The sequence below is a fragment of the Rhizobium sp. AN73 genome, assembly GCF_030757975.1.
GTDB lineage: Bacteria > Pseudomonadota > Alphaproteobacteria > Rhizobiales > Rhizobiaceae > Agrobacterium > Agrobacterium arsenijevicii.
Map to the genome: position 1 here is coordinate 1,789,677 of NZ_JARWME010000001.1, position 21,984 is coordinate 1,811,660.

The window sequence follows — 21,984 nt, forward strand, 5'->3', positions numbered from 1 at the left end:
CATGACGGTAGATGGAACCATATTCCTGGTGGATGACGACTCCCAGCTGCGCAAGGCGATGGTGCAGACGTTGGAACTCGACGGATTGCCGGTCACCTCCTTTTCGCGTGCCGAGCAGGCGCTTGCGGCGCTGAACGAGGATTTCGATGGCGTCATCATCACCGATGTACGCATGCCCGGCATGACCGGGCTGGAGTTCTTCGACCATGTCCGCAAGATCGATGCCGATCTGCCGGTCATTCTCATCACCGGCCATGGCGATGTGCCGATGGCGGTCGATGCGCTTCACAATGGCGCCTATGATTTCATTGCCAAGCCCTTTCCGGCTGAACGCATGGTGGAGAGTGCCCGCCGGGCGCTGGAAAAGCGTCGCCTTGTGCTGGAAAACCGTGCACTTCGCCGGGCGGCGGGGCAGGCGGAGGACGATCTGCCGCTGATTGGGCAGACGCCGGCCATGGAACGCCTGCGCACCACGCTGCGGCACATTGCCGATACGGATGTGGATGTGCTGGTGGCAGGAGAGACGGGCAGCGGCAAGGAAGTCGTGGCAACCGCGCTTCACCGTTGGAGTAAAAAACGCTCGAAGGGCAATTTCGTGGCGCTGAATTGTGGGGCGCTGCCGGAAACGGTGATTGAAAGCGAGCTTTTCGGCCATGAGCCGGGTGCTTTCACCGGTGCGCAGAAAAAACGCGTCGGCCGCATCGAACACTCCAGCGGCGGCACGCTGTTTCTGGATGAGATCGAAAGCATGCCGCTTGCCGTGCAGGTGAAGATGCTGCGCGTTCTGGAAATGCGCGAGGTTTCGCCGCTTGGTTCGAACGATGAAAGACCGGTCGATATTCGCGTGGTGGCGGCGGCGAAAGTCGATCTCGGTGATCCGGCCGAGCGTGGCACGTTCCGCGAGGATCTCTATTACCGGCTGAATGTGGTGACGCTGTCGATACCGCCGCTGCGCGAACGCAAGGCGGATATTCCGCTGCTGTTCTCACACTTCGTGACCAAGGCTGCCAACCGGTTCAACCTGCCGGTGCCGCAGATCAGTTCCGGTGTTTCCCGTCGCCTCAACGACCATGACTGGCCGGGCAATGTGCGCGAGCTTGGGCATTTCGCCGAAAGGGTGGTTCTGGGGCTGGAGATGGAAGCGCCGGAGACGCCTGTTTCGCAAACCGCTGTCTCGGCTTCCGGCACCCTGCCGGAACGCATGGACCAGATAGAGGCGCGCATCATCCGTGAAACGCTGGTGCAATCGAACGGCGATGTAGCGGAGACGATCGCCACGCTCGGCATTGCCCGCAAGACGTTTTACGACAAGCTGCAACGCCACGGCATCAACCGGGCGGATTATGTCAAGAACGGTGCGGTGTGAGGAGACGAGACGCTCGGGACAGGCCCGAGCATCTCGGTAATCGGATCAGCCCGCTACGCAGAAATGGCGTTGGCCGTCGTAGTCGGCATAGGTGCCGGTGCGGGAGTTGAAGCTCCGGTAGCGCTGCGAGCAATAGTCGTACCAGGCGTTGGTCCACGGCTCGATGGTGCGATAGGTGGGACGCTGACCGTATACCGGGCGGCTGTCATAAACTGGCTGCGCCCGATAGACCGGTGCCGGGCGATAAACGGGGGCAGGACGATAAACCGGCTGCGGCTGGTAGTCCTGATAATCCGGCTCTTCATAGACGTAGCTCGGTTCGTAGCGGCGGGGCGGGTCGATATAGACGCGCTCATCATCCACGGGTGCCGGGCGGGACATTGCGGAGCCGACGGCGACACCGGCGGCAAGACCGAGAACCCCACCCAGAATGGCGGCATCACGACGGTCACGACGACCCCAGTCACTGGCAGAGGCGCTGTTGAAGGGAACGATGGTCGCTGCGGCGACGGCGATCGTCAGAACGGTTTTAGCTGCAAAGGACGACATGGTCTTCTTCCATCCAGGTGGCAAGGCGCTGCCAGTTGCAAATTCGATGGTTAAAGAAATATAGCGCCCCTGCTGAACGCGCGCTGAATGAATTGTGGCGGGCCGGTGGCGGTCCGCAATTCCTGTTTGCCTGTGCCGCGCTTCGCGCTAGAACTCTGGAACAAACAGGACACGCCCATGAGCCTTGCCCACATAACCGTCAATTCCGATTCATCGCATGAAGACCGCGCCCAGGCCATTCGCGATACGCTGCGCGACGCCATTGTCGACCGGCGGCTCGCACCGGGAACGAAGCTGTCGGAATCGGAAGTGGGAGCGCTGTTCGATGTCAGCCGCACGGTGGTGCGCGCCGCACTTCAGATGCTGGCCTATGAGGGGCTGGTAAAGGCCGAACGCAACCGCGGTGCGTTTGTCTCCAATCCCACACCGGATGAGGCGCGGCAGGTTTTTGCCTCGCGCCGGCTGATTGAACCCGGTGTTGTCGATGCGGCCATCGGGAAGCTGACGCCTGCGGCGGTGAAGCAGCTGCGGGATCATCTGGTAGAGGAGACCCGCCATCAGCACGAGCGTGGCCCAAGCGCCAGACGCGCGGAAATCAAGGCGTCGGGCGATTTCCACCTGATGCTGGCCTCGCTTGCCGGCAATGCGATCCTTGAAAAGTTCATGGACGAACTGATCGCCCGTTCGTCGCTGGTCATCGCGCTTTATGGGCGTTCAGGTGTTTCAAGCTGCGGCCACAACGACCATGCCGATCTGCTCGATGCGCTGGAAGCGAAGGATGCGGCAAAGGCCCGCGCGCTGATGCTTCACCATCTCGATCATATCGAGGCCGATCTTGATCTTCGCATGAAGGAAGGCCTGGCGCTGAAGGATGCGCTGGCGCTCTGATCGGCCATTGATCCCCGGCATTGTAGACGAGGACCAATGTTTCTGCCGTGCGTCAGGCCGCGTAACGGCTGAGGGCCAGATCGTGTGTGTCGATCTCCGGCTTGTTCCCGCTGATGAGATCGGCAAGCACACGAGCCGAGCCGCAGGACATGGTCCAGCCGAGCGTGCCGTGGCCGGTGTTGAGATAAAGATTGCTGTAGCGGGTAGCGCCGATAACCGGCGTGCCATCCGGCGTCATTGGCCGCAGGCCGCACCAGAATTTCGCCTGGCTCTGATCGCCCGCACCGCCGAACAGGTCTTCCACCGAATGGGCCAGCGTTTCCTGTCTTGCTTCCGGCAAATCCTTGCTGAAACCGGCGATTTCCGCCATGCCCCCGGCGCGAATGCGCGAGCCAAGCCGGGTGATCGCCACTTTGAAGGTCTCATCCATGACCGTGGAAACGGGCGCGCGCTCCTCTTTCACCACCGGAACAGTGATCGAGTAACCCTTGACCGGATAGACCGGTAGATCGAGACCAAGCTGGCGCACGAATTGCGGAGAATAGCTGCCGAGCGCCGCCACAAAAATATCGGCCTCCACCAGCCCTTTGGTGGTTTCTACTGCCTTGATGCGGCCCGCTTCGACGATGGGGCGCATGATGCCGGTATCGTAGATGAAGGTGACGCCCGCTTCCTCAGCCATACGCGCAAGTTCGGTGGTGAACATGAAGCAGTCGCCGGTCTCATCGCCGGGCAGGCGCAGTCCACCAACGATCTTTTCCTTCGAAGGTGCAAGACCGGGTTCGATGGCGGCGCAGCCGTCGCGGTCGAGAATTTCAAAAGGCACGCCGCCCGCCGTCAGCACGTCCACATCCTTGCCGATGGCGTCGAACTGCTTCTGGGTGCGGAACACTTCTAGCGTGCCCTGCATGCGCTGGTCGTATTCGATGCCGGTTTCCTCGCGCAGAGCCATCAGGCAATCGCGGCTATATTCGGCAACACGCACCATGCGGCTTTTGTTGATGGCATAACGCGCCGAGGTGCAGTTGCGCAGCATCTGGCTCATCCAGCGCCATGCCGCCGGGTCGGCAGTCGGGCGGATGATGAGCGGCGCATGTTTCATGAACAGCCATTTCATGGCTTTCATCGGGATGCCGGGGGCGGCCCATGGCGAGGAATAGCCGGGGGAAACTTCACCCGCATTGGCGAAGCTGGTTTCCAGCGCTGCGGCCGGCTGGCGGTCGATCACCGTCACCTTGTGTCCGGCTTTGGCCAGATACCAGGCGGATGTCACGCCGACGACGCCGGCTCCGAGGATAGTGACGTTCATGATCGTCTCACTTATGGCTGACAGATGTTGAAGCAATGGCCGGGGTTTCGCCCGGTTGAATGTAGCTGCGGCGGTAACGGCGTCCGAGGCCGGTCAGGATTTCATAGGCAATCGTGCCCGCATCCTCGGCAATGTCTTCCAGCGTCTGGTCTGGCCCGATCATCTGCACGCGACTGCCCTGCGTCAATGCGCCTTCAGGCAGGGCGGATATATCGAGAATGATGCTGTCCATGGAAACGCGTCCCGCAATTGGCAGGCGAATGCCATTGTACCATGCCGCGCCGCGATTGCTGAGCGAGCGCGGCAGACCATCGGCATAACCGGCCGCAATTGTCGCAAGGCGCGTCGGTCCGGCTGCTTCGAAGGAGCCGCCGTACCCAACTAGCGAGCCGGCGGGAACGTCGCGGGTCTGGATGACGGCGACGTCCAGACGGACGACCGGCTTCATCGGATTGGGACGGGTAACGGAGGGCGCGCCGCCGTAAAGCGCGATGCCGGGGCGGAGCAGGTGGTTGTGATAGTCATTGCCCAGGAAGATGCCGCCGGAGTTGGAAAAACAAACGGGTGCGTCCGGAAAAGCGATGGCGGCCTTCTTCATCACGGAGAGCTGCGCAGCATTGGAGAGATGATCCGGCTCGTCGGCGCAGGCGAGGTGGCTCATCACGAAGGCGATGTCGATACCATTAAGCAGTTGCGGCTTGGTGGCGAGGACTTCAAGCTCCTGGGGTGATAATCCGAGACGGCACATGCCGGTATCGATCTGCACCGCGGCGGTGAGCGTTTTGCCAAGCTTTTTTGCATGGGCCGCCCATTGGGTGATCTGTTCAAGGGAGTTCAGAACCGGGGTGACGGCCATGGCGGCGCAGGAGGTCTCGTTGCCGGGTTGAAGTCCGTTGAGGACGAAAATTCTGGCTTCCGCCGAAAGACGCAGTCGCAGCGCCAGTGCCTCATCGATGTGGGCAACGAAGAAATTGCGACAGCCCGCTTCGAACAGGGGCTGCGAGACGATATCCGCGCCGAGGCCATAGGCGTCGGCCTTGACGACCGCTGCGGTTTGCGAGGCCGGGGCCATTGCCGCAAGCGCCAGATAATTGTCGCGCAATGCGCCAAGATCGATGGTCAGATGGCCGCTTGCACCACCGGCTGCCTGCTGGCGGCTGATCTGCATGTCCATGGTCGTTCACCCTCATTTTTATCATATGAGAGTATTGCAACGATTATCGAATTTCTTGGCTATTGTTCGAAGAAAATGCGATAAAATTTCAATCTACGCAACTTTCCTTGTCGTATTGGAATTTTCTATGTCGTCACTCGATGCGACCGACCGCCACATCATTCGCCTGCTTCGGCTCAACGCCCGCATCAGCAATGCGAAGCTCGCCGCGGAAGTCGGCCTTTCGGCCTCCGCCTGCCTTCGCCGGGTCGATATTCTGGAGCGGGAAGGCATCATCCGGGGGTATACGGCGCTCACCAGTGGCCTTGCGGGCGGCGAGGTGATCTCGGTCATCGTCCAGATCACGCTCGACCGCCAGACGGAGGATTTTCTCAACCGTTTTGAAAACGCGGTGCGGCGTTATCCGGAAATTCGCGAATGTTATCTGATGACGGGCGGATCGGATTATTTCCTGCGCTGCGAGGCGGAAAGTGCGGGTGATTTCGAGCGCATCCATAAGGAGATTTTATCTAAGCTGCCGGGGGTTTCGCGGATTCATTCGAGTTTTGCGATCCGCAATGTGTTGGCGACGCCGAAGGCGCGGTAGCGTCGAGTGTGGGGCTTACCCCCCTCTGTCCTGCCGGACATCTCCCCCTCAAGGGGGGAGATCGACAAGCGGCTTGCTCACCGCATTCAGTAAGCGACTGTATCGATAGTGAAACGGTTGCGAGGAAACGAGTGGCCGCCCCACCCGATCTCCCCCCTTGAGGGGGAGATGTCCGGCAGGACAGAGGGGGTGGCTGCGCACTCCGCGCCCACCAATACCTTCACCCCCACCACCGGTAAAAATGATGCACCGGCCCCCGACCCTGACCGACGGCAAGCCCCCGACCAGCATCGAGCGCCCCATTCAGATAATCCTTCGCAAGGCCAACCGCCTCCACCAAGTCATGGCCCATAGCGAGATGAGCCGTAATCGCCGCTGCCAGCGTGCAGCCCGTTCCGTGGTCGTTTTTCGTGTCCACCCGGGGTGCGGAAAGCGCCTGTACGGTGCCGTCTGCGAACAGATAATCCGTGCTCTGCGGCCCGTCGCCATGGCCGCCCTTGATGAGCACGGCTTTCGCGCCCGCCTTCAGGATCATCTCGGCCTGACGGGTGATCTCCGCCTCGGTGTCTGCAATCGGCGTACCGGTCAGAAGCGCTGCTTCGGGCAGGTTCGGCGTGACGATGGTGGCGAGCGGCAACAGGTCAAGTCGCAATGTCTCGATGGCATCCGCATGCAGCAGCCGGTCGCCTGAAGTGGCCACCATCACGGGATCAAGCACCACCGGCTGGGTTTGCAGCCGAAGCCGTGCGGCGATGGCCGCTATGGTTTCGATCCGTGAGACCATGCCGATCTTGACCGCATTTACGGCGAGATCGGAAAAAACTGCATCCATCTGCGCGACGATGGTGGCAACGGAAATATCCTCCACTGCCGTCACGCCTTTGGTGTTCTGGGCGGTGATGGCGGTGATGACGCTGGCGGCATAGGCGCCGAGCGCCGAAAAGGTCTTGATGTCCGCCTGGATGCCTGCGCCGCCGCCGCTATCGGAGCCGGCAATGGTCAATGCAATTGATGTCATGGCTGTCTCGCTTTCAGCGATGTGTCGATTGCCGCACGGAAGCCTTTGGTTGCGTTGGCAATATTGCCCGCCCGGAATATGGCCGAGATGATCGCGACGCCATCCGCGCCAGCGGCGATGACGGACGGCACGCGGGCAAGATCGATGCCGGCGATGGCGCCCACCGGCATTTCCGGCCGCCATTCGTGCAAAAGGGCGCGCAGCATTGTAAAACCGTCGATACCGACCGGCTTGTCGGGATTGATCTTGGAGACCGTTTCGAACACGCCACCGATGCAGGCGTAATCGGCAGGCATGGAGGCGGCCCGTTCGGCATCGGCCCGGTTCTTGACTGTGAGGCCGATGATCGCCTTTTCGCCGAGAATGCGTCTGGCGGTTTTGGCGTCCATGTCGTCCGCACCGAGATGCACTCCGTCCGCACCAGAGGCGAGCGCTACATCCACCCGGTCGTTGATGACGAGCGGCACGCCGGTGCCGGCGATGGCCTCGTGAATGGCGCGGGCGTTTTCGATCATTTCCCGGGTCGAAGCGTGTTTGTCGCGATATTGCAGGATGGTCGCGCCATTGAGTGCGGCAGCCAGAGCAAGCTCGGCGAGGGGCGCAACATCGCCGAGGCTCGCATCGACCAGCGCGTTGAGGCGGTAATCAACCTTGTTCATGCTCGATCCTTGCATGTTGTGTTATCTCCTCTCCGGAAATTTCGGAAAGCGCATCCAGAAACGCCGGCTCGAACGTGCCGGGGCCTTTGGCATTCTTTGCTGCCAGTTCGGCTGCCACTCCTGTGACGGCAAGGGCGGAGGCCGCGGCCGTCAACGCATCTTTCTCCACCGCCATGAAGGCGGCGATGACACCCCCCGAAAGGCAACCGGTGCCCGTCACCTTCGCCATCCACGGGTGGCCGTTGACGATTCTGACACTACGGGTGGCGTCGCGCAGTTGATCGACCGGTCCGGTCTCTATCCTCACCGCATTCGCAACATTGCCGATGAGGCTCATTTCGGCGCTGTTGCCGCGAACGATGGTCGGGCCAAGTGCGATCAGGTCACGCGCAAATGCCAGCCGCGATGGCGAATAGTCGCAATGTACAGGATCCAGAATCCACGGCTTGCCCGCTGCACGGGCGATCTCGACGGCAAACCGGATGACTTTGCGCCGGTCTGCATCGAGCGTGCCGAGATTGATCGTCACCGCATCGGCTTTCGTCACGAAAGCGCCGATTTCCTCGAGCGAGGTGGTCATCGAGGGAATGCCACCGACGACAGTAATGCCGTCGGCGGTGAATTTCTGCACCACGGTGTTCATCAGGCAATGCACGCGCGGGCGCACCTGCCTCACCCTTTCGAGGATCTCTGCGGCCTTTGCCGCTGTGGGAAAGTCTGTCGTCGAGGTTCCGTTCATGGTTATTGCAGCTCCACGGCGATGTCTTCGGCCGTCGGCGCCTGCTTGATCAGTTGCATGTCTCGCATGAATTCACCGAATCGGGCGTAGCGGGCGCGATCGAGTGCGGCCGGACGCTTGGCGAAACGCGCCAAGGTGTCGAAAAACGCCTGCTTGTTCAGCGCGTCGTCAAGGTTCGGATAGGCCTTGATGAAAAGCTGCCAGGATTCCTGCGGATGATTGGTGATGAAGATCGCGGCCTGCTCGACGGCGGAGAGGAAACGCGGCAGGCGGTTGTCCTTGGCAGAATCGCGGTGGGTGACGAAGATCAGCTCATCATAGGCGGGTACGCCATGTTCCTCGGGGAAAAACGAGCGGCCTTCGTGGCCCTCAAGTTTCATCTGCGTCAGTTCGAAATTGCGGAAACCGCCAAGCGTCGCATCCACCTTGCCTGCGATCAGCGAAGGCGAGAGCGAGAAATTGACGTTGACGAGTTCCACATCGTCTTTCGTCAGTCCGTCCTTCTCCAGCATCCGCTTCAGCATCGCATCCTCGAAGCCGGAGACGGAGAAACCGACCTTCTTGCCCTTCAGGTCCTTCAGGCTCTTGATCGGCCCATCGGCCAGAACGGTGACGGTGTTGAGTGGCGTTTCGACCAGCGTTCCGAAACGGACGAGCGGCAGCCCGGCATCGTGGTCGAGATAAAGGTTCGGCTGGTAGTGAACGCCGATATCGGCCTGTTTTGCCGAGACGAGACGCGGCACGGCGGATGGGTCCGCAGGCGGAACCAGCTCAACGTCCAGCCCCGCATCTGTGAACAGGCCGCGTTCCTTGGCGATCACCATCGGAGCGTGGTCCGGGTTCACGAACCATTCCAGCAGCACGGTAAGCTTGTCGGCCGCCTGCGATTGCACGGGCGCAAACACGCTTGCTGCCGCGACGACGAGGGAAAGAAGAGTTCGTTTCATGGTGCCGAAAATCTCCGCAAATGTTTGAAAGGAATGAGGTGTTCTGTTTCTTTGGCCCAGGGGGCCAGATTGGCTGTCGCCCGGTCGACGATAAGCCGCAGCAGCACGGCCATAACGGCGAGTATGGCCATGGCGGCAAACATGGTGTCGGTCTGCATGCGGGCATTGGACTGGATCATGACGAAACCGAGCCCGGAGGATGCGCCCACCCATTCGCCGATGACGGCGCCAAGCGGGGCGAGCGGTGCGGCGACCCGCAGCCCGGAAATGAGCGAGGGAAGCGCCAGCGGCACGCGCAGCCGGGTGAGGATTTGCCAGTGGCTCGCCTCCGTCAGCGAGGCGGCATCGAGGATCGTGCGATCCGTGCGGTTGAGACCGTCGGTGAAGGCCGATGCGACGGGAAAAAAGATGATGATCGCCGTCATGACCACTTTCGAGGCCATGCCGAAACCGAACCACAGCACGAGTATGGGGGCGAGCACGAAGACGGGAAACGCCTGCAATACGAGAATCATGGGCCAGACGAGGCGACCAAAACGCGGGATGGCTGCAATTGTAAAGGCAACCAGAATGCCGGCGGTGATACCGGTCGCAAGCCCGACGGCCATTTCGCTGAGCGTCACCATGGCCTGTCCGAACAGGAAGCCCGGCTGGCGCTGGAACGCGGCGGCGACATCGGCGGGCGAGGGCAGGATGTAGCGGGGTGGCGCAAACAGCCAGATACCCGCCTGCCAGATGATTAAAAGAAGAACGACGCCCTTCAGCGCATGGGAGGCACGCATCGGCCGGACCTCAGACGTAACCGTACCGTATAGGAAAGGCAGGAGGTTTCAGCATCATCATTCGGTCTCCAGCTGTGGCGATCACGGAGATCCGGGCAAAGCGGAGAAGAGAAAGGGCGGCACCTCAAAAGCGCGACAGTTTCCGTTCCTACGCCGGCATGACCCGGATCAGGTTCAAGGGTCCGGCTCATCGCCATCTCAGCACCGTCAGGTGCTCCCCTCGGAAGAGACTGATTTGCTAGGAGGGTTTTGAAGTAATGTCAACTTTGAACTTTAACGCGAATACGGGCTGATTTGTCGAATGCATATTAGTTATTGATTATATTAAGTTTATCAAAAATTAGTTATCTATTGAAACCGCTTTTTCAATTCCGCTGTATTAGTTTCCGCTTCCAGAATGGTTGGGGGCGAACTTGAAAAACTTCTGGCAAGAGAAATCGGGAAATTTTGGCATTCTTACCGCGTTGCTCATGGTGCCTCTGTGCGGGGCTGCCGGTGTGGCGCTTGATGTTACGCGTGGCATGTCGGTCAAAGCCGATCTGCAACAGGCGGCGGATTCCGCAGCACTTGCGGCAGTCGCAGATATGTCCGCAAGTGTTCAGGCGGCAAAGAAGATGTCGGGCGACGGTGTCATTAACGTCGGCAATGACGAGGCGCGGGCATTCTTTGATGACAACCAGCGGGGAAATACCGATTACAGCATTACGTCTGTCGATGTCTCGGTGACCAAGCACGGTAATGTGGTCGAGTCATCCGTCAGCTTCAAGGCATCGGTAAGCACGACACTCTCCGGGGTTCTGGGCAAGGATTTCATCTCGGTTGGCGGCACGGCCACGGCGAAATATGAGACGGAAACCTTTAGCGATTTCTATCTTCTGCTGGACAATACGCCTTCCATGGGAGTGGGCGCCACACCCCAGGATGTTGCCACCCTGGTTGCGAATACGAGCGATCAGTGCGCTTTTGCCTGTCACATCGTGAAAGACGGCGTGGCGGACCCGAACAGCTATTATTTCAAGGCCAAGAAACTCGGAGTTACGACGCGCATCGACGTGGTCGCCAAAGCAACCGCCAGTCTGATGGATACAGCGAAAACCACCCGCAAAAGCAGCAATCAATATCGCATGGCTGTTTATACCTTCGGGGAGCGGGCGGAGGACACGAAGCTGCTTGAGGTCGTTCCGCTGACCTCGGATCTGGAGACTGCGAAGAAAAAAGCGGGTGAAATCAACCTGATGTCCATTCCCTATCAGGGATACAATAACGACCAGCAAACCGACTTCGACCGCGCTCTGTCCCAGATCGGAGATAAGGCCGGAACCTCGGGCACGGGCGCAAGCTCGGCAAACCCGGACAAGGTGATCTTTTTCGTTTCAGATGGTGTTGGCGACAGTTACAAGCCCTCCTCCTGCACGAAAAAACTGACGGGGGCCGCTGTCAGGAGCCGATCGACATCAAGGCCTGTACGAAGCTGAAAGAAAAGGGTTTTCGTATCGCCGTGCTCTATACCACCTATCTGCCGCTTCCGACGAATGACTGGTACAATAGCTGGATAAAGCCCTTTCAGTCGGAAATCGGCTCGCGCATGCAAAGCTGTGCTTCCCCGGGACTGTATTTCGAGGTGAGCCCATCACAGGGTATCAGCGACGCGATGACGGCTCTGTTCAAGAAAGCCATCACATCGCCACGCCTGACGGGCTGATGACTACCTGTTGAAACATCTCTCGAACGCCGCAATATTTGCGGCGTTTTTTGCAGGGATGGCAGGAAGGTGATGCTTCAACCGAGACTGCGAAGCTGTTCAAATAGCGCAGCAAAGGGCGTCCCGGCGCGGTAGAAGACGGCCGGCTGGCCTATCGGAGCATCAACGGTGATTTCGCGCCCGCCCGCATGCCGCGCACCGCTCCACAGATGTACCCATTCTCCTTCGCCCGGAAGATAAAGCGTGCGCTGGGTTTCCCCTGCCTTCCACACGGGTGCGACGAGCATTTCGGCACCATAGAGATAGCTGTCCTGAATGGCATAGGTTTGCCGGTCGTTCTCGTAATGCAGGAAAAGCGGGCGCTGCACCGGCAGGCCGGTTTGCGCCGCTTCCGTGGAGAGCGATTTCAGATAGGGCGCGAGTGCGACATAGATCGCCGTCATGCGGGCGAAATGGCCAAGAACTGTCTCGTCCTGATCGATCTGGAGATTTTCGCGCGGGCGGTTGCCCTCATGCGTGCGCATGACCGGGGTAAAGGCGGCCATTTCCGCCCAGCGCATGATGAGTTCCGGCGTTCTGACATTGCCGAACAGGCTGGTGTAACCGCCGATATCAGAATGGTGATAGGCGTTGCCGAGAAGGCCGGAGGACAGCGCACCGCAGATCACGGTAACCAGACCATCATGGCGGGAGAAATCGACGGACTGGTCGCCGCCCCACAGCAGTGGGCAATGGGCTTGCACGCCCGTAAAGCCCGCCCGCATGAAGAACAGCGCCTCGCCGGTTTTGCCGCGGCTTTCGATGGCCTTTGCATTGACTTCGGCCCAGAGTGTCGGCCAGGCATTGTGCATCAGCTTGGCGTCGATGCCGTTCGACAGCGTGATGTCGATCGGCAGATATTCGCCGAAATCGGCCATCCAGCCGGAAAGGCCGAAATCCAGCATATTCTTGCCGATGATCTCTTCGGCAAACCAATCGGCTGCGGCCGGATTGGTGAAATCGACCACGCCGCAATCGAACTCGCCAAAATCCACCAGCGCCGTCTTGCCGTCCGCGCCGGTGGCGAAATAACCGGCCGCCTCGGCCACGGGGAAAAGCGGGCCGTCGACGCAGAGATAGGGGTTCACATACCCCAGAAAGCGGATGTCCTGATCGGCAAGCTCGGCGATCTTCTGGCGCAGATGCGGATAACGCACGTCATTGGCCTGCCAGTCCCAGAACAGCCGGGCGCCGAAGGATGTCTGACGAAGCCCCACCCAATCCTCGCACCACAGACCGGAAACCCTGGTTCCGGCGGAGCGGATTTTTTCCAACCGGGCAAAGGAGTTGGCGCCATCCTTTAACCCGATGATCGCGCCATTATAAACCCATTCCGGCAGTTCCGGCTGGCGTCCGAACCGCAGCGACAGGGCCGAAACGATATCGGTAAAGGCGTCGCCCGCGAAAAGCTCGATCCGCTCAGGGATCGCCCAGATCTCGATTTCGTGGAAATCGTCGTTGCGGAAATCGAAGACCGAATAGGCGCTCGTTTCCACATGCAGTGCGTATTTGCGTGAGGAAAGCCAGGTCGGCTGTGGGTAGTTGGTGTTGTAATAATCGCCACCCGCCTTGCCGCTGACATCGGCCTTGAAGGTGATTTCGGCGGTCTTGTCGCGGCCAACGCCGGGTTCCGACGTCCAGAGCGGAAAACGGCGGCCGCGCATGTCGAAATAGGACATCTGCTCGCCGCCGCCCCAGATATGCTCATCCGCATCCGCAACGACCCGCAGCCACAGGCGGTTGATGGTTTCATCCAGCGCCGTGAACCTGATGGTGTTGCCTTCCAGCGTGAGGTGAAGGCGCGGTGCCTGTCCGGGCGCAGAAGAAAGCGTCACGCTATCGCCGCTGACTTCGGCATGGCGCAGCGCAGTCCGTTCGATGACGTAGTCCTCGATATCGAAATTGCCGCGATACATATCCATCCGTTCCTCGCCGAAACCGGCAAAGAAGGCCGGGTTTTCGGGTGAATGGGAAAGAATGGTGCGACCGCCGATCGAAAGGGTGAAGCCGTTGCTGGTCTTTTCGAATAACATGATTTTACCTGTTTAACCCTTGAGACCGCCGGCAGTGAGGCCGGAGACAACCCGTTCCTGAAAGATGACGATCAGGATGGCGACCGGTACGATGCCGACCACCAGCGCCGCCGAGATAACCGGCCAGGGGAAAGCGAACTCGCCCTGATAAAGCTGGATGCCGACCGGCAGGGTGCGAAGTGCGGGATTGGAATTGAAGGAAAGCGCCAGCAGGAATTCGTCCCAAGCGTTCACGAAGGCGAGAATGCCGGCGGTGAAGACGCCCGGTGCACAGAGCGGCACCACCACCTTGAACAGCGCACCGATGCGAGTGCAGCCATCGATCATGGCGGCGTTTTCCAGATCGCGCGGAATGCTTTCGAAGAAGGACACCAGCATCAGCGTGCAGACCGGAAGGGAGAGCACGGTGTAGGGCAGGATCAACGCCGTCCAGCTGTTGAGCAGGTTGAGCGCGCGCATGATTTCGAACAACGGCACCAGCAGCGTTACCAGCGGGAAGGTGGAAACGGCGATGATGAGCGAGAGGATCAGCGCCCGGTATTTGAGGTCGAGCCGCGCCAGCGCATAGGCCGCCAGCACCGAAATCAGAATGGTGAGTGCGGTCGAAAGAAGCGCCACCATGAAGCTGTTGAAGAGGAAGAGATGCAGCGGCTGGTCGGAAAAGGCCTGCATGTAATTGGCAAGCGTCGGCGCATGCGGAAACCATGTGATCGGTTTCACCGTCAGTTCCGCTTCGGTTTTCAGCGAGGTGAACAGGATCCAGATGGCCGGAAACAGGCCGTTGACCAGCAATATGGAGGCCGCGATGAAGCGCAGCGGCTTGCCGGAAAAGAAGGAAGACAGACCGGAGGAGGTCGCAACGGTGCTCATGGGATTAGTCCTTCGTCCGGATGATGCGGAGATAAACGGCGGTGACGCACATGGAAAGCGCAAACATCATGACCGCAAGTGCCGAACCGTAACCGAGATCGAGGAAGGAAACGGTGTTCTGGTGAATATACATGGCAAGCGTCGTGGTGGATGTGCCGGGTCCGCCGCCGGTCATCATGTAAGGAATATCAAAGGTCTGCAGCGCCGTGATCGTGCGGAAGATGAGGGCAACGACGATCGAGGGCTTGAGCAGCGGCAGCGTGATCTCGAAGAATTGCCTGAACTTGCCGGCGCCATCCACATCGGCGGCTTCATAAAGCGAGCGCGGAATGGTCTGCAGACCGGCAAGGATCATCAGCGCCATGAAGGAGGAGGTCTTCCAGATGATGGTCAGGCAGATGGCCGCAAAGGCCCAGTTCGGTGAGTTGAACCAGATCACGCCTTCAAAACCCAGCCGGTTCAGCACATCGTTGACCACGCCATATTCGTAATGGAAGAACCATGCGAAGATCAGGCCGGCAAAGGAAAGCGGCAGCGCCCAGGGAATGAGCAGCGACAGGCGCATCGGCCATTGCATGGAAAAGGGCAGGTTGGCGAGGAGCGCCAGCCCGAGACCCATGAACAGAGCGCCCGGCACGGTAATTAGCGTTATCAGCACCGTATTCCAGGTTGTTTCCCAGAAAATCGGATCATCGAGCATCGCCGTATAGTTTTCAAAACCGATGAATTCCGCCGGCAGGCCGGAGGTCAGCGAAAGGCTGAAAAACGAGGTGTAGACCAGCCGCGCCACCGGATAAACGATGATAAGCGAAAGAAGAATGGCCGCAGGCGCCAGCAAAAGCACGGCAAGCGACCGGTCGCCGAGATCGAGCCACCGCGTCCATCGCGGCAGCTTCTTCTCGTCCACCCTGACCATCGTTCTTTCCGGCATCGTCACGTCTGCCACTCCCGCAACTGAATTCACGTCATCGTCTCCCGATCGGACCGGTTCAGACCCGGCCCGTTTATTGCGCCGCTCAGGCGATTTTCACTGGTCAGGTCAAAGCGGCCGGAAAGGGCATGGCAGGCATGCCGCTCCCCGGCTTTGAAGCTTAGCGCAGCACGCGCCGCAGACGGCTTTCCATCTGCTTTGCGGCATCCTCGGGCGTCATCACGCCCGCAAGCACGCCGTTGACGGTGGTGCGGATCGTTTCGCTCACTTCGTTGTAACGCGGCGTGACCGGGCGGGCCTTTGCCGTTTCGACGACAGGCAGGGCATCCGCAAACCACGGGATCGCCTTGGTGACATCAGCATCCTTGTAGAGCGAGGCATAAGTCGGCAGCAATGTGGCGTTGATGGCCATGAACTTCGACACGTCCTGACCGGAGAGATATTCCACCAGCTTCTTGGCTTCATCCTGCTGCTTGGAATAGGCCGAAACACCGAATTCCCAGCCGCCGAGGCAGGTCGTCTGCTCACCGCCCTTGACGGCCGGCAGGCGGGCGACGCCGACCTTGTCGTTGACCTGCGATTCCTTGCCCTGGAAATGGGTCCAAGCGTAAGACCAGTTGACGGCGAAGAGAACCTTGCCAGCCTGGAATTCCTTGCGTGTGTCGTCGGTCGCCACTTCGGAAATATTCTTCTTGGAAATGCCTTCGTCGACGAAGCTCTTCCACAGCTTCAGCGAATCCACGGCGGCCTTGTTGTCGAAATTCAGCTTGCCGTTTTCAACCAGAGACTTGCCTTCGCTCCAGTAGGGCAGCAGGAAGGTGCAGACCGCGCCTTCGATTGCTTTGCCCTGGAAGGACAGGCCCTGAAGCTCGGGGTTCTTTTCGCCTTCCATCACCTTCTTGGCGGCTTCTTTCAGCTCGTCCCAGGTGGTCGGCGGCTGGATGCCGTATTTGTCGAGCAGATCCTTGCGGTAATAAAGGAACATGGAATCGGCGAAGGCGGGCAGTGCCACGATCTTGCCGTCCACGGTGTTGGCTTCGGCGTAGGTCGGCAGATAGGCGGACATATCCTTGCCGGAGAAATCGCTGGTCCAGCCGGCCGTAGCGAACTGGGCGGGGCGGATGACATCGAGCATCAGCACGTCGAGGCTCGAATCCTTGGCCGACATGACGGTGTTGAGATATTGCGCCTGCATTTCCGACGTATTGCCGCCGGTCTCGATCACTACCTTCACGCCGGGCGTCTTCGCCTCATATTGGTCGATTGCCTTGCGCCAGACGTCGGGCTGATGCTGGCTGGAAACGAAGATCTTCAGTTCGGCGTCGGCGAAGGCCTGCCCCGAAAAGGTGAGCATGGTCGCGCAGAGCGCTGCCCCCGTGATGGCTTTGAATGTCATGTTTTCCTCCCGTTATATAAATCTTTGGCCGGGCCGGTTGCGGCCCCGGCTGGTCAGTGAATGGAGCGTTCCGTCGCAACGTCGAAAAGATGGACCTTGGACGGATCGACGCCGATCCTCAGCTCCTCGTTGGGTGCGGGTCTCAGCTGCGGCGGCATCCTTGCGGTCAGCGCCGCATCGCCAAGGCTGAAATGCACCAGCGTATCGGACCCGAGCGGCTCCACCACCTGCACCTTGACCGTCAGCTGGACATCGAAGCCCTCGGCGGGACCGAAATGCTCCGGGCGAATGCCGACAATGACCTCCCGTCCATCGAGTGCCGCTTCGCGGGAAGGCCGGATGGCCGCCATCGGCAGGGAATTGCCATCGGAAAATGTCAGCCGGTCACCGTTTACCTTCGCCTTGGCGAAATTCATGGCGGGCGCACCGACAAAACCGCCGACGAACACGCTTTCCGGTCGGTTGTAAACCTCATCCGGAGTGCCGACCTGCTCGATATCGCCACCGCGCAGGATGACGATGCGGTCAGCCAGCGTCATGGCCTCCACCTGGTCGTGGGTGACGTAGATGATCGTGGTGCCCAACTGCTGGTGCAGCCGCTTGATCTCGGTGCGCACCTGCCCGCGCAGCTTGGCGTCGAGGTTGGAGAGGGGTTCGTCGAACAGGAACACTTGCGGGCGGCGCACGATGGCGCGGCCCATGGCCACGCGCTGGCGCTGGCCGCCGGAGAGCTGGCCGGGCCGGCGGTCGAGCAGATGTTCGATGCCGAGCATTCTTGCCGCTTCGTCGATGCTGGCATTGGCCTGCGATGCGCTGACACCACGTACCTTCAGGCTGAAGCCCATGTTTTCGCGCACCGTCTTGTGCGGATAAAGCGCATAGTCCTGAAACACCATGGCGATGTCGCGCTCACGCGGCGGAAGCTTGTTGACGACGCGCTCACCGATCATGACCTCGCCGCCGCTGATGCTTTCAAGTCCTGCGACCATGCGCAGCGTCGTGGATTTTCCGCAGCCGGAAGGGCCGACGAAAACCACGAATTCACCATCGTTGATTTCAAGGTCGATGCCCTTGACGATGCGCAGGGCACCGTAACTCTTGTCCAGCTTGCGCAGGCTGACCGAAGCCATATTTTCCTCCTCACGACCGGCGCGTTCAAAATCCGAATGGACGCAAAAGCCGGTATCAACCTTCATGTTCCACGCATCGCGCTTTCGAAAATTTATCCCGATCATCTGGCGATATCGTGGGATGGCGAAACGCCTGTCTCCCTGAGTTCGTGATATTACCGTTCACAAAAAGGAAATCAATAGTGTATCAATTTTATTTCTGACAGAAATCAAAAACTATTAAGTTGTTGATTTAAAGAAATATATCGACGATATCAGTCGCGTGACAGGCTACGGCTTCCTTGTCTGCCGTCAAATTTCCCCATCGGTGTGGATCACGCGAATTTTCCGCAAACTCAACGTATGCGAGAAACGTATCGGGCGACGGTATGGTCGAACCAGGTCCATGAGACTTCGGCGACTGCGCCGTCCTGCGCCTGGCTCAATCGCAGCACGCGGGGTACTGTCGCGCCCGTTTTTTGGCCGAATGTATCCGGTGCCCAGTCGGGCACTTCACCGAGATCGATGCGGTCTTCTGCCTTGGATATCCAGAGGTTGAGGCGGGTGCGGTAATAAAGATAAAGGGATTCCGACATGTTTTCGATGGCGATGGTGTCGACGTAGGAGCCATCCAGCCAGATTTCCTCGATTGCCGCGGGTTTGCCGGCAATGCGTCGAAGGCGGCGGATGCGGTGTCCTTCCGTCGACGTGCCGAAAACGGGCAGGCTGGAGGGTTTGGCGAGGCGCGCAACATCCAGAACCTCTGCCGTTGGCAGGCCGCCACCCTCGATCATCTCGAGACGGAAGAAGGCGTAGACGCTTTGCGGGTCGCTGACGGCGCGGATGTAATTGCCCGAACCCTGCACGCGCTCCAGCAGGCCGCGCTCCTGCAACTCTGCGAGTGATTTGCGAAGCGTGCCGACGGCAATGCCGAGATCGGCTGCCATGTCGCGCTCCGGCGCCAGCTTTTCCCCGTCGATCAATCGGCCTGCCGCTACTTCGCGCACCAGCATTTCCGCGATCTGCAGATACATGGGCAGGCTGCCGCCAGTGTGTTTCATGATGCCGTTTCCTCCCCGAAACAAAAATTGATACATCATTGATTTACATATTTCTTGATGTTATGCAAGAAAAACGAGAGCGGCTTTGAGGAGGAATTGAATGACCGTCGTACCCGTTACATCCGCTGATCTCGATGCTGCCGAGGTCTCCTGGTTCTCCGCCCTGTGTTCCGACGATTACGCCTATCTGGGTGTGCCGGATGGCAGCCTGCGTTCCAGCTTCGAGCATTGCTACGACATCGTCAAAAAGGCAGAAGAGCTCGGTTTCCGCAACATCCTCTGCCCCTCGTCCTATCAGGTCGGGCAGGATACGCTGAGCTTTGTTGCCGGCTGCGCGCCCATCAGCGATCGCATCAATTTTCTTGCCGCGATCCGTTGCGGCGAGATGCAGCCGATCATGCTGGCGCGCACGGTTGCGACGCTCGACCATATGTTGAAAGGACGTCTCACGCTCAACGTCATCAGCTCCGATTTCCCCGGAGAGGTGGCCGACAGCGCGTTTCGCTACAAGCGCAGCCATGAAGTCGTGCAGATACTGCGACAGGCCTGGACGCGCGACACCATTGACCATGACGGTGAAATCTACCAGTTCAAGGGTGTTTCGACCGAGCCGGCACGGCCTTACCAGCAGAATGGCGGTCCGCTGCTCTATTTTGGCGGTTATTCGCCGGATGCGCTGGAACTTTGCGGCGCGCAATGCGACGTCTATCTGATGTGGCCGGAGACGAAGGACCAACTGGCTGAACGCATGCGCGCCGCCAATGAACGCGCTGCCGCCCATGGCCGCACGCTGGATTACGGCCTGCGTGTCCATATGGTGGTGCGCGATACCGAGCAGGAAGCGCGCGAATATGCCGAGCATCTTGTCTCGAAGCTCGATGACGAATATGGGCAACTGATCCGCAACCGCGCGCATGACAGCAGCTCGCTCGGCGTGTCGCATCAGGCGCGCAGCCGCGAACTGGCCGACAAGTTCGGTTATGTCGAACCCAATCTGTGGACCGGCATCGGCCGGGCGCGGTCTGGCTGTGGTGCTGCGCTGGTCGGTTCGACTGACAAGGTCCTGTCGACGCTGGAGGAGTACCAGAAGATGGGCATTCGTGCCTTCATCCTTTCCGGTTATCCCCACATCGACGAGGCGGAACACTTCGGTACGAAGGTTCTGCCGCAGATGAAAACCTGCTCCCTGCCGCATGCCTACGGCCGGGTGCCTTCTGAAACGCCGGCGACGCCGCTCGGCAACGGGAAACGCCACTGATGGAACGTATCGCTCTTTCTGAAACACTGGAACTAAGCCGCATCGTTTACGGCATGTGGCGCATCGGCGACGATGCAGACACTTCGCCCGCCCATGTGCAGGCCAAGATCGAAGCCTGCCTGGCGCAGGGCATCACCACCATGGATCAGGCCGATATCTACGGCGGATATACGGCGGAAGCCATTCTGGGCGCGGGGCTGAAGGCTGCTCCGTCCCTTCGCGACAAGATCGAAATCGTCACCAAATGTGGCATCGTGGCGCCAGCCGGACGTCACTCCGCCGCCCGCGTCAAGCACTACGATACGACGGCCGGCCATATCAATGCTTCGGTCGAAGCCTCCCTGCGCGACATGGGAACGGATCATGTCGATCTGCTGCTCATCCACAGGCCCGATCCGCTGATCGATGCGGAGGAAACCGGCAAGGCGCTCGACGCGCTGGTGGCGTCCGGCAAGGTCAAGGCTGTGGGCGTTTCCAACTTCCGCCCGTGGGATTTCTCGCTGCTGCAATCGGCCATGAAGAACAGGCTGGTTACGAACCAGATCGAAATGAGCCTTCTTGCCACAGATAGCTTCACCAATGGCGATCTGGCCTTCCTACAGGAAAAGCGGGTTTCTCCGATGGCATGGTCGCCGCTTGGCGGCGGCTCGCTGTTCTCCGGCGCTCACGGTGGAACCATGGCTGCCCTGCAGCGCATCGGCAAGGAGCAGGGCGTCGATGCTACCGCCGTCGCCATCGCCTGGCTGCTGCGGCATCCGGCGAAGATCGTGCCGGTGCTCGGCACCAACAATATTCAGCGTATTAAAACGGCGACTGACGCCCTGCGCGTCACGATCGACCGCCAGACGTGGTTTGAGCTTTATACACTTGCGACCGGAAGCGAGGTGCCCTGATGTCAGTCACTGAAGCAATCAAAATGCCGAACGAGCGCATATTCGTTCCCGGCGGCGAAAACAGCCGCAGCTTTCGCAACGCGCTCGGCGCTTTCACCACCGGTGTCACGGTGGTGACGGCTACCACGCCGGAGGGGCCGATCGGCATGACGGTCAACAGTTTTGCGTCGGTATCGCTCGATCCGCCGCTGGTGCTGTGGTCTCCAGCCAAAAACTCGTCGCGATATCCGGCCTTCAGCGGTGCGACCCATTTCGCCATCCATGTGCTGAGTGCCGATCAGGACGTGCTGAGCGCCCGCTTTACGCGCAACGGTCACGCCTTCGACGATCTCGACTGGGAAATGAACGACGAAGGCGTTCCGGTCATTCCCGGTACGCTTGCCCGTTTCGAATGCCGTCGGGCTGCCGCCCATGATGCGGGTGACCACACCATCATCGTCGGCGAAGTGTTGCGCGCCGCTCACCGCGATGGCGATCCCTTGTGTTTTTCGGGTGGGGCTTTCGGTCGGTTTTCCAAGCAGTGAGCAAAAGCCGGGGGCTTTTCTCTCCCGGTCTCCCGCCTTGCCATCTATACAAACGGAGCGCGCCCGTCGTGCTCCGTTTTATATTTTTTTCAGACAGTAAAAACGCAGTTCTACACTATTCATACTCGAAATGATCTTTAAAACGGGTCTA

Annotated in this window: 20 protein-coding genes, 1 pseudogene and 1 riboswitch; of the genes and pseudogenes, 7 read left to right on the forward strand and 14 right to left on the reverse strand. The window is 59.7% G+C overall.

From position 1 onward, the window contains the following. Nucleotide 1 precedes the first annotated feature (1 nt). Nucleotides 2-1,366 carry a sigma-54 dependent transcriptional regulator gene (locus RBH10_RS08005; protein ID WP_281037511.1) on the forward strand — a complete coding sequence of 455 codons (1,365 nt, stop codon included), beginning with the start codon at nt 2-4 and terminating at the stop codon, nt 1,364-1,366. A gap of 45 nt (nt 1,367-1,411) precedes the next feature. On the opposite strand, the gene RBH10_RS08010 is transcribed toward RBH10_RS08005, so the two are convergent. Further along, nucleotides 1,412-1,915, reverse strand: coding sequence for a BA14K family protein (locus RBH10_RS08010; RefSeq protein ID WP_281037510.1), 504 nt, complete (start codon nt 1,913-1,915; stop codon nt 1,412-1,414). Nucleotides 1,916-2,092: 177 nt separating this feature from the next. On the opposite strand from RBH10_RS08010, the gene RBH10_RS08015 reads away from it, so the two are divergent. Further along, the gene (locus RBH10_RS08015) at nt 2,093-2,803 is read left to right on the forward strand and encodes a GntR family transcriptional regulator (RefSeq protein WP_281037509.1); all 711 of its coding nucleotides are present in this window, start codon (nt 2,093-2,095) and stop codon (nt 2,801-2,803) included. Nucleotides 2,804-2,855: 52 nt separating this feature from the next. On the opposite strand, the gene RBH10_RS08020 is transcribed toward RBH10_RS08015, so the two are convergent. Beyond that, the gene (locus tag RBH10_RS08020; RefSeq protein WP_281037508.1) at nt 2,856-4,112 is read right to left on the reverse strand and encodes a D-amino acid dehydrogenase; all 1,257 of its coding nucleotides are present in this window, start codon (nt 4,110-4,112) and stop codon (nt 2,856-2,858) included. A gap of 7 nt (nt 4,113-4,119) precedes the next feature. Next, nucleotides 4,120-5,286 (reverse strand): alanine racemase, encoded by a 1,167-nt coding sequence (gene alr / locus RBH10_RS08025; RefSeq protein WP_281037507.1) that lies wholly within the window; start codon nt 5,284-5,286, stop codon nt 4,120-4,122. A gap of 127 nt (nt 5,287-5,413) precedes the next feature. On the opposite strand from alr, the gene RBH10_RS08030 reads away from it, so the two are divergent. Then, on the forward strand, nt 5,414-5,872 hold the full coding sequence (locus RBH10_RS08030) for an Lrp/AsnC family transcriptional regulator (protein WP_003500727.1): 459 nt from the start codon (nt 5,414-5,416) through the stop codon (nt 5,870-5,872). Nucleotides 5,873-6,092: 220 nt separating this feature from the next. Here the strand turns inward: RBH10_RS08030 and thiD are convergent, their stop codons facing one another. The 5 genes from thiD to RBH10_RS08055 are packed head-to-tail and all read right to left on the reverse strand — an operon-like array spanning nt 6,093 to nt 10,017. Then, the gene (gene thiD / locus RBH10_RS08035) at nt 6,093-6,890 is read right to left on the reverse strand and encodes a bifunctional hydroxymethylpyrimidine kinase/phosphomethylpyrimidine kinase (protein ID WP_281037506.1); all 798 of its coding nucleotides are present in this window, start codon (nt 6,888-6,890) and stop codon (nt 6,093-6,095) included. Further along, entirely contained in the window at nt 6,887-7,549 is a 663-nt protein-coding gene (thiE, locus tag RBH10_RS08040; protein ID WP_281037505.1) for a thiamine phosphate synthase, read from the reverse strand. Before thiE ends, thiD begins: the two co-directional genes overlap by 4 nt. Further along, nucleotides 7,536-8,288: a hydroxyethylthiazole kinase gene (locus tag RBH10_RS08045; RefSeq protein ID WP_281037504.1), complete on the reverse strand. Its 753-nt coding sequence runs from the start codon at nt 8,286-8,288 to the stop codon at nt 7,536-7,538. The genes thiE and RBH10_RS08045 overlap by 14 nt, the downstream gene beginning before the upstream one ends. A 2-nt stretch (nt 8,289-8,290) precedes the next feature. Beyond that, the gene (locus RBH10_RS08050; protein WP_281037503.1) at nt 8,291-9,235 is read right to left on the reverse strand and encodes an ABC transporter substrate-binding protein; all 945 of its coding nucleotides are present in this window, start codon (nt 9,233-9,235) and stop codon (nt 8,291-8,293) included. Then, entirely contained in the window at nt 9,232-10,017 is a 786-nt protein-coding gene (locus tag RBH10_RS08055) for an ABC transporter permease (protein WP_281037502.1), read from the reverse strand. Before RBH10_RS08055 ends, RBH10_RS08050 begins: the two co-directional genes overlap by 4 nt. A gap of 128 nt (nt 10,018-10,145) precedes the next feature. Continuing rightward, nucleotides 10,146-10,248, reverse strand: a riboswitch (TPP riboswitch). A gap of 182 nt (nt 10,249-10,430) precedes the next feature. Between RBH10_RS08055 and RBH10_RS08060 the strand changes: the two are divergent. Then, nucleotides 10,431-11,719: pseudogene (locus RBH10_RS08060) on the forward strand (pilus assembly protein TadG-related protein). A gap of 77 nt (nt 11,720-11,796) precedes the next feature. On the opposite strand, the gene RBH10_RS08065 reads toward RBH10_RS08060, so the two are convergent. The 6 genes from RBH10_RS08065 to RBH10_RS08090 form a co-directional block, all read right to left on the reverse strand. Beyond that, the gene (locus tag RBH10_RS08065) at nt 11,797-13,791 is read right to left on the reverse strand and encodes an alpha-glucosidase (protein WP_281037500.1); all 1,995 of its coding nucleotides are present in this window, start codon (nt 13,789-13,791) and stop codon (nt 11,797-11,799) included. A gap of 12 nt (nt 13,792-13,803) precedes the next feature. Continuing rightward, nucleotides 13,804-14,661: a carbohydrate ABC transporter permease gene (locus RBH10_RS08070; RefSeq protein WP_003500737.1), complete on the reverse strand. Its 858-nt coding sequence runs from the start codon at nt 14,659-14,661 to the stop codon at nt 13,804-13,806. Nucleotides 14,662-14,665: 4 nt separating this feature from the next. Continuing rightward, a complete protein-coding gene (locus tag RBH10_RS08075; protein WP_281037842.1) occupies nt 14,666-15,577 on the reverse strand; it encodes a carbohydrate ABC transporter permease in 912 nt (303 codons plus the stop codon). A 175-nt stretch (nt 15,578-15,752) separates the two neighbouring features. Beyond that, nucleotides 15,753-16,988, reverse strand: coding sequence for an ABC transporter substrate-binding protein (locus RBH10_RS08080; RefSeq protein WP_281037499.1), 1,236 nt, complete (start codon nt 16,986-16,988; stop codon nt 15,753-15,755). A 53-nt stretch (nt 16,989-17,041) separates the two neighbouring features. Next, nucleotides 17,042-18,118, reverse strand: coding sequence for an ABC transporter ATP-binding protein (locus tag RBH10_RS08085; RefSeq protein WP_281037498.1), 1,077 nt, complete (start codon nt 18,116-18,118; stop codon nt 17,042-17,044). Between the two features lie 335 nt (nt 18,119-18,453). Beyond that, nucleotides 18,454-19,158 (reverse strand): GntR family transcriptional regulator, encoded by a 705-nt coding sequence (locus RBH10_RS08090; protein ID WP_281037496.1) that lies wholly within the window; start codon nt 19,156-19,158, stop codon nt 18,454-18,456. Between the two features lie 100 nt (nt 19,159-19,258). Between RBH10_RS08090 and RBH10_RS08095 the strand changes: the two genes are divergently transcribed. From RBH10_RS08095 to RBH10_RS08105, 3 genes are read left to right on the forward strand one after another with little or no spacing between them, the layout of a single operon-like run. Then, nucleotides 19,259-20,416 carry an LLM class flavin-dependent oxidoreductase gene (locus tag RBH10_RS08095; protein WP_281037495.1) on the forward strand — a complete coding sequence of 386 codons (1,158 nt, stop codon included), beginning with the start codon at nt 19,259-19,261 and terminating at the stop codon, nt 20,414-20,416. After that, entirely contained in the window at nt 20,416-21,309 is an 894-nt protein-coding gene (locus tag RBH10_RS08100; protein ID WP_281037494.1) for an aldo/keto reductase family oxidoreductase, read from the forward strand. Before RBH10_RS08095 ends, RBH10_RS08100 begins: the two co-directional genes overlap by 1 nt. Continuing rightward, nucleotides 21,309-21,833, forward strand: a complete 525-nt coding sequence (locus RBH10_RS08105) for a flavin reductase family protein (RefSeq protein WP_281037493.1) — start codon at nt 21,309-21,311, stop codon at nt 21,831-21,833. Before RBH10_RS08100 ends, RBH10_RS08105 begins: the two co-directional genes overlap by 1 nt. Nucleotides 21,834-21,984 lie beyond the last annotated feature (151 nt).

What these genes read in the sequence shown, in the direction of transcription:
- RBH10_RS08050 (WP_281037503.1), bottom strand. Translation starts at nt 9,235, where the DNA reads ATGAAACGAACTCTTCTTTCCCTCGTCGTCGCGGCAGCAAGCGTGTTT.
- RBH10_RS08095 (WP_281037495.1), top strand. Translation starts at nt 19,259, where the DNA reads ATGACCGTCGTACCCGTTACATCCGCTGATCTCGATGCTGCCGAGGTC.
- RBH10_RS08030 (WP_003500727.1), top strand. Translation starts at nt 5,414, where the DNA reads ATGTCGTCACTCGATGCGACCGACCGCCACATCATTCGCCTGCTTCGG.
- RBH10_RS08105 (WP_281037493.1), top strand. Translation starts at nt 21,309, where the DNA reads ATGTCAGTCACTGAAGCAATCAAAATGCCGAACGAGCGCATATTCGTT.
- RBH10_RS08045 (WP_281037504.1), bottom strand. Translation starts at nt 8,288, where the DNA reads ATGAACGGAACCTCGACGACAGACTTTCCCACAGCGGCAAAGGCCGCA.
- alr (WP_281037507.1), bottom strand. Translation starts at nt 5,286, where the DNA reads ATGGACATGCAGATCAGCCGCCAGCAGGCAGCCGGTGGTGCAAGCGGC.
- RBH10_RS08100 (WP_281037494.1), top strand. Translation starts at nt 20,416, where the DNA reads ATGGAACGTATCGCTCTTTCTGAAACACTGGAACTAAGCCGCATCGTT.
- thiD (WP_281037506.1), bottom strand. Translation starts at nt 6,890, where the DNA reads ATGACATCAATTGCATTGACCATTGCCGGCTCCGATAGCGGCGGCGGC.
- RBH10_RS08085 (WP_281037498.1), bottom strand. Translation starts at nt 18,118, where the DNA reads ATGGCTTCGGTCAGCCTGCGCAAGCTGGACAAGAGTTACGGTGCCCTG.
- thiE (WP_281037505.1), bottom strand. Translation starts at nt 7,549, where the DNA reads ATGAACAAGGTTGATTACCGCCTCAACGCGCTGGTCGATGCGAGCCTC.
- RBH10_RS08080 (WP_281037499.1), bottom strand. Translation starts at nt 16,988, where the DNA reads ATGACATTCAAAGCCATCACGGGGGCAGCGCTCTGCGCGACCATGCTC.
- RBH10_RS08090 (WP_281037496.1), bottom strand. Translation starts at nt 19,158, where the DNA reads ATGAAACACACTGGCGGCAGCCTGCCCATGTATCTGCAGATCGCGGAA.
- RBH10_RS08010 (WP_281037510.1), bottom strand. Translation starts at nt 1,915, where the DNA reads ATGTCGTCCTTTGCAGCTAAAACCGTTCTGACGATCGCCGTCGCCGCA.
- RBH10_RS08075 (WP_281037842.1), bottom strand. Translation starts at nt 15,577, where the DNA reads ATGGTCAGGGTGGACGAGAAGAAGCTGCCGCGATGGACGCGGTGGCTC.
- RBH10_RS08055 (WP_281037502.1), bottom strand. Translation starts at nt 10,017, where the DNA reads ATGCGTGCCTCCCATGCGCTGAAGGGCGTCGTTCTTCTTTTAATCATC.
- RBH10_RS08015 (WP_281037509.1), top strand. Translation starts at nt 2,093, where the DNA reads ATGAGCCTTGCCCACATAACCGTCAATTCCGATTCATCGCATGAAGAC.
- RBH10_RS08005 (WP_281037511.1), top strand. Translation starts at nt 2, where the DNA reads ATGACGGTAGATGGAACCATATTCCTGGTGGATGACGACTCCCAGCTG.
- RBH10_RS08020 (WP_281037508.1), bottom strand. Translation starts at nt 4,112, where the DNA reads ATGAACGTCACTATCCTCGGAGCCGGCGTCGTCGGCGTGACATCCGCC.
- RBH10_RS08070 (WP_003500737.1), bottom strand. Translation starts at nt 14,661, where the DNA reads ATGAGCACCGTTGCGACCTCCTCCGGTCTGTCTTCCTTCTTTTCCGGC.
- RBH10_RS08065 (WP_281037500.1), bottom strand. Translation starts at nt 13,791, where the DNA reads ATGTTATTCGAAAAGACCAGCAACGGCTTCACCCTTTCGATCGGCGGT.